The organism is Thalassospira sp. MCCC 1A02491 (genome assembly GCF_001613785.1).
In the GTDB taxonomy this organism is placed as follows: domain Bacteria; phylum Pseudomonadota; class Alphaproteobacteria; order Rhodospirillales; family Thalassospiraceae; genus Thalassospira; species Thalassospira povalilytica.
Map to the genome: position 1 here is coordinate 21,804 of NZ_LPVX01000030.1, position 13,236 is coordinate 35,039.

Annotated in this window: 11 protein-coding genes; 7 read left to right on the plus strand and 4 right to left on the minus strand. The window is 55.0% G+C overall.

Features of this window, described 5'->3' with window-relative positions; genetic code table 11:
• Positions 1-47: 47 nt before the first annotated feature.
• Entirely contained in the window at positions 48-1,373 is a 1,326-nt protein-coding gene (locus AUQ42_RS11550) for a hypothetical protein (RefSeq protein WP_068519400.1), read from the plus strand.
• Between the two features lie 188 nt (positions 1,374-1,561).
• Positions 1,562-2,620: an N-acetyl-gamma-glutamyl-phosphate reductase gene (argC, locus tag AUQ42_RS11555; RefSeq protein ID WP_068519246.1), complete on the plus strand. Its 1,059-nt coding sequence runs from the start codon at positions 1,562-1,564 to the stop codon at positions 2,618-2,620.
• Positions 2,621-2,694: 74 nt separating this feature from the next.
• On the opposite strand, the gene AUQ42_RS11560 is transcribed toward argC, so the two are convergent.
• A complete protein-coding gene (locus AUQ42_RS11560) occupies positions 2,695-4,086 on the minus strand; it encodes a PLP-dependent aminotransferase family protein (RefSeq protein ID WP_068519247.1) in 1,392 nt (463 codons plus the stop codon).
• Between the two features lie 121 nt (positions 4,087-4,207).
• On the opposite strand from AUQ42_RS11560, the gene AUQ42_RS11565 reads away from it, so the two are divergent.
• On the plus strand, positions 4,208-5,104 hold the full coding sequence (locus tag AUQ42_RS11565) for a DMT family transporter (RefSeq protein WP_068519248.1): 897 nt from the start codon (positions 4,208-4,210) through the stop codon (positions 5,102-5,104).
• A 56-nt stretch (positions 5,105-5,160) separates the two neighbouring features.
• Here the strand turns inward: AUQ42_RS11565 and AUQ42_RS11570 are convergent, their stop codons facing one another.
• The gene (locus AUQ42_RS11570; RefSeq protein WP_197460838.1) at positions 5,161-5,994 is read right to left on the minus strand and encodes an ABC transporter substrate-binding protein; all 834 of its coding nucleotides are present in this window, start codon (positions 5,992-5,994) and stop codon (positions 5,161-5,163) included.
• 203 nt (positions 5,995-6,197) lie between these two features.
• On the opposite strand from AUQ42_RS11570, the gene AUQ42_RS11575 reads away from it, so the two are divergent.
• The 4 genes from AUQ42_RS11575 (at position 6,198) to AUQ42_RS11590 (ending at position 10,298) form a co-directional block, all read left to right on the plus strand.
• Positions 6,198-6,725: a gamma carbonic anhydrase family protein gene (locus AUQ42_RS11575; protein ID WP_068519250.1), complete on the plus strand. Its 528-nt coding sequence runs from the start codon at positions 6,198-6,200 to the stop codon at positions 6,723-6,725.
• Between the two features lie 191 nt (positions 6,726-6,916).
• Positions 6,917-7,753 (plus strand): ABC transporter substrate-binding protein, encoded by an 837-nt coding sequence (locus AUQ42_RS11580; protein WP_068519251.1) that lies wholly within the window; start codon positions 6,917-6,919, stop codon positions 7,751-7,753.
• Between the two features lie 159 nt (positions 7,754-7,912).
• Positions 7,913-8,812: a DMT family transporter gene (locus AUQ42_RS11585; RefSeq protein ID WP_068519252.1), complete on the plus strand. Its 900-nt coding sequence runs from the start codon at positions 7,913-7,915 to the stop codon at positions 8,810-8,812.
• A gap of 178 nt (positions 8,813-8,990) precedes the next feature.
• Positions 8,991-10,298 carry a cytochrome-c peroxidase gene (locus AUQ42_RS11590; protein WP_231856749.1) on the plus strand — a complete coding sequence of 436 codons (1,308 nt, stop codon included), beginning with the start codon at positions 8,991-8,993 and terminating at the stop codon, positions 10,296-10,298.
• Here AUQ42_RS11590 and AUQ42_RS11595 read toward each other — a convergent pair.
• Both AUQ42_RS11595 and AUQ42_RS11600 read right to left on the minus strand, forming a co-directional pair.
• Positions 10,295-11,167: an NAD(P)-dependent oxidoreductase gene (locus AUQ42_RS11595; RefSeq protein ID WP_068519253.1), complete on the minus strand. Its 873-nt coding sequence runs from the start codon at positions 11,165-11,167 to the stop codon at positions 10,295-10,297. The genes AUQ42_RS11590 and AUQ42_RS11595 overlap by 4 nt on opposite strands.
• 101 nt (positions 11,168-11,268) lie before the next feature.
• Positions 11,269-13,071 carry an alpha/beta hydrolase gene (locus AUQ42_RS11600; protein ID WP_068519254.1) on the minus strand — a complete coding sequence of 601 codons (1,803 nt, stop codon included), beginning with the start codon at positions 13,069-13,071 and terminating at the stop codon, positions 11,269-11,271.
• Positions 13,072-13,236: the final 165 nt, after the last annotated feature.

Consider the following 13,236-nt stretch of genomic DNA (forward strand, 5'->3'; position numbering starts at 1 on the left):
GAACCGGATTGATGTCTGTTGTGATCCAAAAACAGTTATCGCATTTGATGTCAGGTTTTTGGCGCCAAACCGTCGCGATGGTTTTGGCTGTTGCGGTCATGTCGGCATGTTTGGTGATATCAGCACAGGCGCAGGACCTGGCGCAGGTGTTATACCGGTTTGAAAACCGTGCTTTGACACTTGGCCGGTATGGGTCGGTGGCGACGTTTCAGCAGCGGTTGTTTGCCCAGGCTGCCAATTGTGCGGGAAAGCCTGCCAGCAGCTATGGCAAGGCGGACGGGATTGTCGGGGTAAAGACCCGACAGGCGATCCTTGATCTGCAACCGTGTCTCAATTCGGCGGTGCGTGCCGCGGTCGGGGCGGAGAGTTACGGGGCGATTACCACCGGGCTTTGGCGGCTTTTGATGCCGTCGCAAATAGCGCCGCCGGACGCGATCGAGCGGGCCAATCACCTGACATTCGCACTGGAAGGCACGGATTACGACGTCATCCAGTTCAATTTTTGTCAGTCGCCCAATCCACGCAGCGGCAAGCGGTTTCTTGAAGGGGATCCGTATTGCTTTACCAATGATCCGCGCGCCTATCTGACCTGGGGACCGCGCGGGGCAACTGCCGGGGCAGGCGCGGAAATCCAGCAGATCCTGTTTGCCGCCGAACGGGCCAATCCCGGCTTGTTGCGCAATGTGTTTGGTCCCTTTACCGAAGATATGCACAGACTGGCGCTTGGCAATAATGATGCGGCGTTTGATGTGCTGTGTGCGATCTGGGTCAATGATCGTGAGCGGGCCGATTTTACGCGGCGTTTTGCCGCCTATGGGGCGCGGCCCGAAGTGCAGGAGGCTTATCATCGGGTTTATGATGCGGCCAATGCCGATGGCGGGAAAATAGCGCGATTTTTCAAATTATATAAATCAATAAAACCGGTGATAAAGCGCGACCCGACCGAGATTGATCTGGCCTTTTTTATCGACCGTGCAACCCATGGGTCGGTACCGCCCGGTGATATCAGCAAGCTTGTCGATCAGATGACCAGGTTTGTGACCCGCACGCGCAATTTGCCAAGTCCCGGAAATCTGCGCAAGCAGCTTGCAGCCTGGCTTCCGAGCCATCACAAATATAATGACCGACTGGCCCGTGATGCGATCTTTTTGGTCGACGATCCCGAGGTGGTTGTTTCGGACGCCCATCGACGGATGTGGTTGCAACGATCCGGATTGAAGGCCAGTGACTTTGGTCTTTCCGATCAGCGCTTTGTCACCGATTACCCGGTCGCAGCGCCCACCGGCTACGAGAAGATCGAGAAATTCTATACTGTTTTGCCGCAGGATAAACGCGCCTGTCCGTCCACAGTGCGCCGGGCGCGCAAGAAATAGGGCAGGGCCGAGCCCCCCGTGTCAAAACCTCCATCTCGAAACCCTCATGTCAAAACTGCATGGGAATATTGCGGTTTCTCAGGGATATTTGTCGCCTAATTGCTTGCATCTGATGGGCTTGTTTGCCAACATCCGCACGTTATCAATACCTGCGCATTTGCAGGCATGGCTTTAGGAGCAAGATTTAAATGAGTGACGTGTCGGTTGACCAGAAGGTCAAAGTCGGAATTCTCGGTGCCAGTGGCTATACCGGGGCAGAGCTGGTTCGCATTCTTGCGCATCACGATGCCGCGGAAATTACCCTGTTGACCGCAGACCGACGCGCCGGCCGTCCGTTCGGGGAAGTTTTCCCGCATCTTGCCCATATCAAATTGCCGACCATGATTTCGATTGCCGAAGCAGATTGGTCGACTGTCGACATGATTTTCTGTGCATTGCCCCATGGCACGACACAGGAAGTCATTGCCGGTCTTCCGGAACATGTGAAGGTGGTCGATCTTTCGGCTGATTTCCGTCTGTTTGATCCGGCGACCTACAAGGAATGGTATGGCGCGGAACATGCCGCACAGGATTTGCAGAAAGAAGTGGTCTATGGTCTGACCGAACTGCACCGCGACAAGATCAAAAAGGCGCGTGTGGTTGCCAATCCGGGGTGTTATCCGACCCCGGTGCAACTGGCACTGACGCCGCTTCTTGAAGGCAAGATGGTGCATGCTGATGACATCATCATTGATGCCAAATCCGGTGTGACCGGTGCCGGTCGTTCGCCAAAGGAAGGCACGCTTTATGCCGAGGTGACCGAAGGCATTCATGCCTATGGCACCGGCGGGCATCGCCATGCCCCGGAAATCGAGCAGGGCCTGGCATGGGCATCGGGTCAGGATGTTGTGGTCAACTTTTCACCGCATCTGATGCCGATGAGCCGCGGCATCCTTGAATCCATCTATGTCAAAATGACTGATGGCACCACGGCCGAAGACATTCAGGCCGCCCTTGAAAAGCGTTACGCAGACGAGCCGTTTGTCCGTGTTTTGCCGTTCGGTGTCACGCCGCAAACCCGCCATGTGCGTGGTTCGAACTATGTCCTGATGGGGGTCGTCAAGGACCGTGTGCCGGGCCGTGTGATTATTGTTGCGGTCGAAGACAACCTGGTCAAAGGCGCATCGGGGCAGGCCGTGCAGAACATGAACGTGATGCTGGGGCTTCCGGAAACCATGGGGCTTGAGATCGAGCCACTGTTCCCGTAAGCGACGGCTGGCTAGCGAGCTTTGAAATTGCAAAAGGCGCATCCATTCGGGTGCGCCTTTTTGGTTGTGTACGGTTACGGGCGCATGGCGCGTTCGAGGACCTTGAATATTTCGGGGTTCTGACATTGCGCGACGTTAAAGCGCATCAGATTGCCAGCCGATTGCGAGATGCTGAACACGTTGCCCGGTGCCAGAACCACGCCATCGGCAAGGGCGTTGCGTGCCGTTTGTGCGGCATCGATCCCGTAGGGCAAAGCACACCACAGGAATATCCCCGCATCGGGTGTAATTGCCGGGCGAATGCCAAGGGATGCCAGTTGTTTTGCGGTGCTGGTCATAGCGTGTGACAGTCGGGTGCGCAATCCGTCCATATGCTTGCGATAGGTGCCGTCCTTCAAGACCAGATGGATCAATTCGGGGGCAAGGTTGCTGCCGGAAAATCCGGTTGCGACCTTAAGATCGATCAATTGGTCAATCCAGTCACTGCGACTGGCGATATAGCCACAGCGCAGGGATGCCGACAGGGTTTTTGAAAAGCTGCCGATATGAATGACCCGGTCCATGCCGCCAAGGGCGGCCAGGCGCGGCGCGGGTGTGGTTTCGAAATCCGCGAAAATGTCATCTTCGATGATAATCAGGTCATGTTGGTCGGCAATGTTCAAAATCCGATGCGCAGTTTGCGGGGACAGGGACGCGCCGGTCGGATTATGAATGCCGGAATTGGTGATATAAAGGCGCGGTTTATGGTCGGAAACCACACGGGCAAAGGTATCAATATCGGGGCCCGTCGGGGTGAAGGGGACGCTTATGATATTGGCGCGATGGGCACGCAACAGCGCACAGAAATTGAAATAGCACGGATCATCAACCAGAACCGTGTCACCCGGTTCAATCAGAAAACGGCACAGCATGTCGATTGCCTGGGTTCCGGATTCTGTCAGTAAAATCTGATCGGGGTCGGTCACGATGCCATACCCGGCCAACCGCCGGGACAGCAATTGCCGCAAGGGCGCAAGCCCAAGCGGCGTGCCATATTCAACCAGAACATCGTCAGAAGCCCGTGCAAGGGTGCGCAAGGCGCGCCGGATTGATGTTTCGGGCATCCAGTCCGCCGGCAACCAGCCGCAGCCGGGTTTGAGCATGTCGGGTCTGGCATCAAGCGATTGTCGCGATACCCAGAACGGATCAACCGCCCGGTCAAGTTTGGGGCCGATCCGCGCGATCGAAAACGGGGCGGTGTGTCCCGAAACGTAAAACCCCGAACCGCGGCGCGATTGAATGGTGCCGTCGGCGACCAGACGGTCATAGGCTTCGACCACGGTTGAATTGGAAACACCCATCTGATGCGCACAGGACCGAATAGAGGGCAGCTTGTCCCCGGCAAGAAGATTGCGCGCCGAAATCCGGTCGCGAATGGATGCCATTACCTGTGAAACAAGCGTGCCATCCTGCACGATTTCCGGCATGTGTGGCTGGGATTGAACGGTCACTGTATTGCCCTTGTGTCCAGTACAGTTTGATATTTTTGTACTGTATTGTGTCTGGCAAGTGTGACCAAGACAAGACAAAGATGTCGCCATCATTCAGATGGAGGATCTTGTGACACAGGTAATAGCGCAATCGGTTTCCCGGACGCGTGCGGGCTGGTTCAGTGGCCTGATGGGGGTTGTGATCTTCAGCGGGTCGTTACCGGCAACGCGGTTGGCGGTCATGGATTTTGATCCGGTCTTTGTCACGGTTGCACGCGCGGCAATCGCCGGGATTATTGCGGTTTTGATCCTGATGGTTTCAAGGCCGGTGCGCCCGATACGGTCGCAATGGGTATCGTTGTTGGTGGTTGCCGGGGGTGTGGTTGTCGGCTTTCCGCTTTTGACGGCACTGGCGCTTGAACATATCAGCTCGGCTCGATCGATTGTCTTTATCGGGCTTTTGCCATTGGCAACTGCGATTTTCGGGTTTTTGCGCGGTGGTGAAAGGCCACGCGCCGTTTTCTGGCTTTTCTCCATTATGGGAAGCGGGCTGGTGGCCGGATTTGCCGCAACAGGTAGCGAATCGGGCGCGTTTTCAGGTGATCTTTATATGCTGGGGGCAATTATCGTTTGCGGGCTTGGCTATGCCGAAGGTGGCAAGCTGTCGCGACAGCTTGGTGGCTGGCAGGTTATTTGCTGGGCGCTGGTGATTTCGGTGGTGCCAATGGCGGTTTTGTGCGCGGTGACGTTACCCGAACAGATGGGGGCGATTGGAATGCCTGCCTGGCTTGGGCTTGGCTATGTGTCGCTGTTTAGTATGCTGATCGGGTTTTTCTTCTGGTATCGCGGTCTGGCTTTGGGCGGAATTGCCACGGTCGGGCAATTACAGCTTTTGCAGCCCTTTATGGGCTTGATATTGGCGGCACTGATTTTGGCCGAACCGGTCAGCCCGGCGATGATCGGGGTGACGGTTGCGGTTGTTTTATGTGTGGCGGGTGCGCGACGGTTCGCGTGACGGAAAGCGGGCGCAATGTCAGGGCAGTACGCCGCATTCCGGTTGCGGACCGGGGCCTACTGATTGGGTTGGGGGCTGTCTGATTTGGCCGATTGCGGAGTGTCTTCGGGGCTTTTGTCTGGCCAATAGAGTTTGTGCAAACTGGCGACAAAGCCTTCATCAAGCAGGTCCTGCATGATCTCGGCGATTTGATCCGTGCGTGACATTAGCGGGGATTTGCGCGAAACCGCCAAATGGATGTCATTGTTATGGCCTGATCGAAATGGTGCCTTGATGATGGTGTCTTCAAGATGGTTGCGGCGGATTTCAAAGTCGGCGTTGGAGTCCGAACCGACAATTGCATCAAGCCGGTTGGCGGTCAGCATGCGCAGCAAGATGGTTTCGCTGCCGGCTTCGAATTTGTCGAGGGACGTGTCGCTGTCAAACGGTTCGAAATAGCGCGAATCAACAACCGCGCCGACCGTCAGATTGCGAAGGTCGTTATATTCCTCGATCAGGACCGGGTTTTCGCGATTGATGTAAAAGACCGGGGTGACCTGACTATAGGGCGGCTTGATATAGTGGGCGAATTGCGCACGTTCTTCGGTATAGGCAAAGCTTGTCAGAACGTCGATATCCCCGTCTTCAAGATTTTTAAGGCAACGCCGCCAGGGGCAGGGATGCAGATCAAGCTGCAAGCCAAGCCGGTTGGCAATCGCAGCCAGAAGGGCAACGTCAATGCCATGACGTGAACCGTCTTCATCTTCGATCACGAAGGGTTCCCACACCGAAAATGCCGCAATCAGCAACCCGCTATCTGTATGCCGGGATTGCCGTTCATGGGCATGCGCCACGCCAGATGACAATGCCCCGCCAACCAAAAGCCCAAGACACAGCACAGCCACAGACATGCCACGCGCCAAAGGCGGTGCGGCAGGGCTTGCTGTTTTTGTACGGGCGATTGATGCGATCATGAGCAAGATTTGTTACGACGGGGTTTCCTTCTATCCATGTTAGAATTTAAACTCTCAAATCAAGTGATGCTGTACCGGAAGTATCCTGCTTGCGGTTGGTTCGAGAGATGTGAACACCAGTTACGAAAGGTCATGTGACCATGCGTTTGTCCTATCGCGGGGTAAAGCCCACCATTGATGAAACAGCCTTTATTGCCCCGAATGCGACCATCATCGGTGATGTCGAAATCGGTGCAGAGACAGGCATCTGGTTTGGCTGTGTCATTCGCGGGGATGTTCACGAAATCCGTATCGGATCGCGCACCAATATCCAGGATCTGACCATGGTACATGTCGCCAAGGGCAAGTTCGGGACCTATATCGGGGATGACGTGACCATCGGACATGCGGCGATTATTCATGCCTGCACGCTTGAGGATCGAAGCTTTGTCGGGATGGGGGCGACCGTGATGGATGGTTGCGTGATCGAGCAGGGCGGCATGCTGGGGGCCAATGCATTGCTCGCACCGGGCAAACGTATTCCGGCAGGCGAACTTTGGGCCGGTGTGCCTGCGCGCAAGGTGCGTGATCTGACACAGGAAGAAATCGAATTCTTCAAGGTGTCTGCCGATCGCTATGCCGATTTGGCACAGGAATATGTCAAATCCATCCCCGAAGACCTGAAATAGGGTACGGGAATTTTCGGCAATGTCTGCCCGCATATGTCTGTTTGGATATATCTGGGGGTTTCTGCGTAGTCCGGGTGAAGACGCTTGGACTGCGCAATATTTTTTTGCATCATGGCCTTCAAGTGCGAAAAAGGGGAAGCGTTCGCAATAATCAAAAATGAAGGCATGTCCGATAACAAAACAAACGGGACATGCTGCGACGTGAAGAGGCGTGGGAAGATATGGCGGTTCGCCATTTGATGCCTGGCATCGCGATGTTGCTTGTGTCCTTGTTGGGCGGCATGCATGCAAGTGTTGCGGAACCAATTACGGAATGTTCGCGGCCATTGGTGATCCGGGCATCGGAAACCTATAGCCCGTTCAGCATGAAAGATGTGAACGGCATGGCAACGGGCATTGATAACCAGTTCATTACCCGGATCCTGCGTGAAACGGGATGTGATGCCCGGTTTGTCTTCATGCCCTGGAAACGGTCGCTTTATGCCATTGAACATGGCGATATCGATATTCTGCCATCGGCATCCTTTACTGCGGAACGGGCAGAATACGGATTATTTTCCGTGCCATACCGCAATGATGTCATCGGATTTACCGTTCGCAAAGGCGATGCAAGACGTATTCAGATTGAAGGTCTTGATGATATTGCGCGCCAAAACCTTGTGATCGGGCATGTGCGCGGGGCCTATCGCGGCGAAGATTTCAAAGCCTTTAGTGCGAAGGTGGAAAATGCCCCGTTTATCATGGATGTGTCGATGGCCCCGCATGGCATGCAGCTTTTGATGGCGCGCCGGGTTGATCTGTTGCTTGGTATTCCGGCGGCCTATGTTGCGCAGGCAGACGAGCTTGGATTTGCCGGTGGTGTTGAAGAACATCCGTTTATCCTGGCCAAGGAGCCGGTGCGTTTGATGTTCTCGGCCAAGACCATTGCTCCGGAACTTGCACAAAAACTGTCAGAAGCGATCGAGCACGAAATCACCACCGACGGATATCAGCGCCTGTTTGGAAATCAAAGTGTTAGCACCAATTAGTTGATTCCGACCGACAGGTTTGTGATGCCCGCAAATGCGCGGTTGGATTGATCTGTATTGCGAAGGAGCCGGACTTGGTTTAGCAAGTCAGGACATTCGGATTTAACAGACAACCTGCCGCGCGCCACCACGCCCGGGCACAGGAAATGGACCGGGAATATGACACGTTGGCAGGCAAATGCCGTTATTGTTTTCGTTGCCCTGATCTGGGGCACGACCTTTGTTGTTCAGCACACCAGCATGGAAAATATCGGCCCGCAATATTTTACGGGCGTGCGTTTTTTGCTGGGGACACTGGCCGTATTACCCTTTGCCTTGCGCGAGTTGCGCAAACTTGACCGTGCGGGCCGTCGGCTTGATCGGGTTGATATCCTTGGCATGATTGCCACGGGCATTTCGATGTATCTTGCCAGCATCTTCCAGCAGATCGGCATCATGGGCACCACGGTTACCAATGCGGCTTTCCTGACGGCATTTTATGTGCCCGCAGTACCAGTTCTGGCCTATGTGGTGTTTCGCAATCGACCGCACTGGTCGGTCTGGCCGGGCGGGGCGATGTGTGTTTATGGCACCTACCTTTTAAGTGGCGGGGATCTTTCGGGGCTTGGCACCGGTGATTTCTGGGTGATGGGCAGTGCGCTTTTCTGGGCGGTTCAGGTGGTGATGATCGGGGTGATGGTAACGCGCACCAATGCACCGGCCCTTGTTGCCGCGACCCAGTTCTTTATCACCGGCATTCTTGGCATGGCGATGGGGGCGGTGACCGAAACCTTCAGCTTTGCCGATATCTATAATGCCGGGTTTGAGATCCTGTATGCCGGGATCATGTCAGCCGGGATTGCCTTTACCCTTCAGGCCGTGGCCCAGAATTATACCGAGGCATCGGATGCCGCGATCATCATGAGTGCCGAGGCGGTCTTTGCCGCAATTGCCGGGGCATGGTTCCTTGGTGAACGTTTGGCACCGGCGGAATATGCCGGTTGTGGTGTGATCCTGGCGGCGATTATCGGGGTTCAGTTATTGCCAATGATGCGCCGCCGCCCGTCTGTGGCGATCTGACCGATCCGTCTCATACCGGATTGATGCCAAATATCATCAATGGCGGGCCGGTTAACGGGCCGCCATTGACTTTTATCAAGGCAGGGTTCAAGTCTGTAGGCGTAAATGCGTTGCGTTCGCGATCATGCGGGCGGCCGTCATATACATTCTTTTCCGTGATCAGATCAAAGTGCCTGCCATGCGTCACCACAACCGCCATTCGTTTCGTTTTGCATTGATCGTTTCTGCGATGAGTGTCGGTATCATTGTGCCGGTGTTGCAGGTGGCCAAGGCCCAGGCAGAGACCCCGGCCGAGACCCCTGATGCATTTTTGCATCGTCTGGCAGCACAGGGAAACATGCAGTCCGCATCCGATGTCGGGGCGACAGAAGTTGCGAATGCAGCAAATTCCCCATTTGCTGACAAGGCGGAACTTGGCGAGGCGCTTTATTTCGACCCCAATCTTTCGGCCAATCGCACGCAGGCCTGTGCGACCTGTCATGAGCCGTCCGCCGGGTTCAAGGATCCGCGCATTGACGTGGCAAATGGTGCCTTTTCACTGGGCGATGATGGCAAAAGCCTTGGCGATCGCAATGCGCCGATGGCGGCCTATGCGAAATTTTCCCCGACATTCCATGTACGTGATGACGGTGTCGCCGTGGGGGGGCAATTCTGGGACGGGCGTGCTGCGGATCTTGCCGAACAGGCTGGTGGGCCGCCGCTTAATCCCATTGAAATGGGCATGCCCGACAAGGCCAGTGTCGTTGCGCGCCTGATGGAGGATGAAGATTATGTCGCGGGCTTCAAGGCATTGTTTGGCGATGATGTCTGGTCAGACAGCGAGACGGCCTATGGCGCGATGACACAGGCGATTGCCGCCTTTGAACAGGGGGACGAATTCGCCCCGTTCGATTCTAAATATGACCGGTTCCTGCGCGGCGAATATAAAATGACCCCGCAAGAAGAGCTGGGCAGGGTTTTGTTCTTTTCGCAGCAATTTACCAATTGCAATACCTGCCACATGCTGAAAACCAGCCCGACGGCAGAAGGCGAAACCTTCACCAATTACGAGTTCCACAATATCGGTGTGCCGCGCAATGTCGCGACCCGCAAGGCCAATGCCAAGGATGTCAGTTTTACCGATAACGGGCTTTTGGATAATCCGGCAATTGATGACCCGGCCTATCGCGGCAAATACAAAACCCCGTCGCTGCGCAATGTCGCGGTGACGGGGCCTTATATGCATAACGGCGTGTTTGCCGATCTGGAAACCGTGGTGCGGTTCTATAACAAATATAACAGCAAGGCCAAAGCCAACCAGACCAACCCGGAGACCGGTCAGCCCTGGGGAGATGCCGAAGTGCCCGAAACCATTTCGCTTAAGGAGCTGGAGCAGGGCGATGCCCTTGACAGCAAGCGGATCAAGGCCATCGTTGCCTTCCTTAAAACCCTGACCGATGCGCGGTATGAACCCTTGCTGACCGAGCAGGCCAAAGCCGCGAATTAGGATTTAAGTGTTTCGATCACCGCACTTTGGGCAAGGTCGCCAAGGCCATCCTTTGTGGCGGTTTCAAATATATTTGCCGCCGCCTGTCCGACCGGAACGGTCATGCCGAATTCCCGGGCCATGGTCAGGGCATAGGATGCGTCCTTGGCGCGAAGGGCGGTGGTGAAATGGATGCCTTCGTTATGGTTGCCACTGATCATGCCGGGCATGGTCATCAGCCCGGATGCACTGGCATTGGCACCGATTGCAAAAGTTTCGGCAACGGTTGCGCCATCAAGCCCGGCTTTGCTGGCAACAGCCACAAGCTCGGCCGCAGCAGCGATATGAACAGCACCCAAAAGATTGTGCATCAGCTTATAAGCCGTGCCCGATCCGACCGGACCAAAATGCACGGTGCGTTTTCCGGTATCGTCAAGGATCGGTTGGATACGGTTAAGGTCAGATGCCTCGGCCCCGATCAGAAAGATCGTGTTGCCGGCTTCGATATCAGAAGGAACGCCGGTAACCGGCGCATCGATATAGGTATGCCCGGCAGCCGAAACGGCCTTGGCAAGATCAAGCACAAAGGCATGTGAAAGGGTGGAACATTCAATGGCGACCGTCCCGGCATTCATGGCCGCAAGCGCGCCATTTTCACCAAGCCAGACGGCCCGTGCAGCATTGTCATCGGCCATGAACGAGATGATGGTATCCACACCATATGCCGCCTTGGCCGGCGTGGCACAGGCAACCGCGCCAAGCGCAACAAGCGGGTCAAGCTTGTCCGGGCTGCGGTTCCAGACCTGTATTCGGTAACCTTTTGAAAGCAGGCGTTTGATCATCGCCGATGCCATGCGCCCGGCCCCCAGAAAGCCGATTGTCTTGGTCATGGTGTTTCCCCGTCAAATGATTGATGTTTATCGTTATGGAATAAAAAAAACGCGGTCTGTGCCATGTCTGACCGCGTTTTCAACAAAGTGCGATCTGCCGGTCAGGACAGGGTGACTTTCACATATTCACCGGGTGCCGGACCAAGCACCTTGAGCTTGCCATCACCTTCCTTGCGGGCGGGAACCTTGCCGCCTGAACGGCGGCTGATCCAGTTTTGCCAGTCGGTCCACCAGGAACCTTCATGCTGGGTGGCCTTTGCCATCCAGTCATCGGGATTGGCCGGGGTGCGGTTATAGGTCCAGTAGCAATATTTCTTGGCCGCCGGCGGGTTGACCACCCCGGCAATATGGCCCGATGCCGACAAGACGAATTTGACCTGACCTGACATAAGCTGTGTCCCGGCATAGGTCGCCTGCCATGGCGCGATATGGTCTTCGCGGGTCGACAGGAAATAGACCGGGATTTTGATATCGCGCAGGTCAATCGGTTCGCCAAGGATCGAAATGCCGCCCGGTTCACGCAACAGGTTCTTGTTATACATGTTGCGCAGATAGAAGCTGTGCATTGCCTTGGGCATGCGGGTGGAATCGGAATTCCAGTACAGAAGATCGAACGGGAAGGGATCCTTGCCCAGCATGTAGTTTGACACCACAAACGACCAGATCAGGTCATTGGCGCGCAGCATGTTGAACGACATCGACATGTCCCGGCCATCCAGATAGCCCTCCTTGGACATGTTGCGTTCAAGGCTTTCGATCTGTTCATCATCGACAAAGACCGAAAGTTCACCCGGCTTTTCAAAATCGGTCAGGGTGGTAAAGAAGGTCGCCGATTTGATCCGTTCATCCCCGACCTTGGCCATATAGGCAAGGGTGGAGCTTAAAAGCGTTCCGCCAAGGCAATAGCCGATCGCGTTGATTTCGTTCTCGCCGGTGGCCTGTTCGATCATATCAAGGGCAGCAAGGATGCCTTCCTTGGCGTAATCTTCGAACGATTTTTCGGCCAGTTTGCTGTCGGGATTGACCCAGGACAGGACAAAGACCGTGTGCCCCTGATCGACAGCCCATTTGATAAAGGAATTTTCAGGGCGCAAATCAAGAATATAGTATTTGTTGATCCATGGCGGCACGATCATCAGGGGGCGCTTGGCGACCTGATCGGTGCTGGGTTTATATTGCAGCAATTCCATCAAGGGGGTTCTGCCAATGACCGATCCCTCGGTGGTGGCGACATTTTCGCCGATCTTGAAGGCATCCAGATCGGTCATGCGGATCTGCAATTTGCCCTTGCCGCGTTCAAGGTCGCTTAAAAGGTTCTGCAATCCCTTAAGCAGGTTTTCCCCGCCGGTTTCAATCGTGGTGCGCAGGACTTCGGGATTGGTCATCAGGAAGTTGGTCGGCGAAATCGCATCGACAAACTGCCGTGTATAGAATTCGACCTTCTGGGCGGTTTTTTCATCAAGTCCGTCCACTTCATGGACAAGGTTCTGCATCCATTGCGATGACAGCAAATAGGACTGCTTGATGAAATCAAACAGTTCATTGTTTTCCCATGCCTCGTCGCGGAAGCGCCGGTCGCCCTTTTGCGGGGTGACGACGGGCTCGGAGTCTTCGCCAAGCATGCGCAAGGTGGTGTTGTGCCAAAGGGTATAATATTGCTGCCAGAGTTCCATCTGGGCTTCGACCAGCTTGGCCGGGTTTTGCATCATCTGGGTGGTCAGTTCGGCGAATGCAGAACCGATATTCAGCGGGTCGGGGTCGGAAATTTCCGGGTCTTCTGCCTGTTTTGCAAGGAAGTCAGACACAAGTCGTTGACTTCTTTCGGCAATTTCTGCCATTGCTGCAGACAGTTTTTCGGGATCCGGGTGCGTGATTTCGGTTTCGATGGCCTGTTGATCGCTCATGGGGCATTCCCTTATGATACCGCCGCAGTTACCTTGTGACTTCAAAACGTTTTTGGGTTCTTTGCAATATCGCAAGACTTTTGACGTTTTATGTGTTCGGTATCTGAATGGCGCTCCGGGTTGAAACTCTGCTTGATCCCAAGCTTATCATGGTCTTAGCCTAGC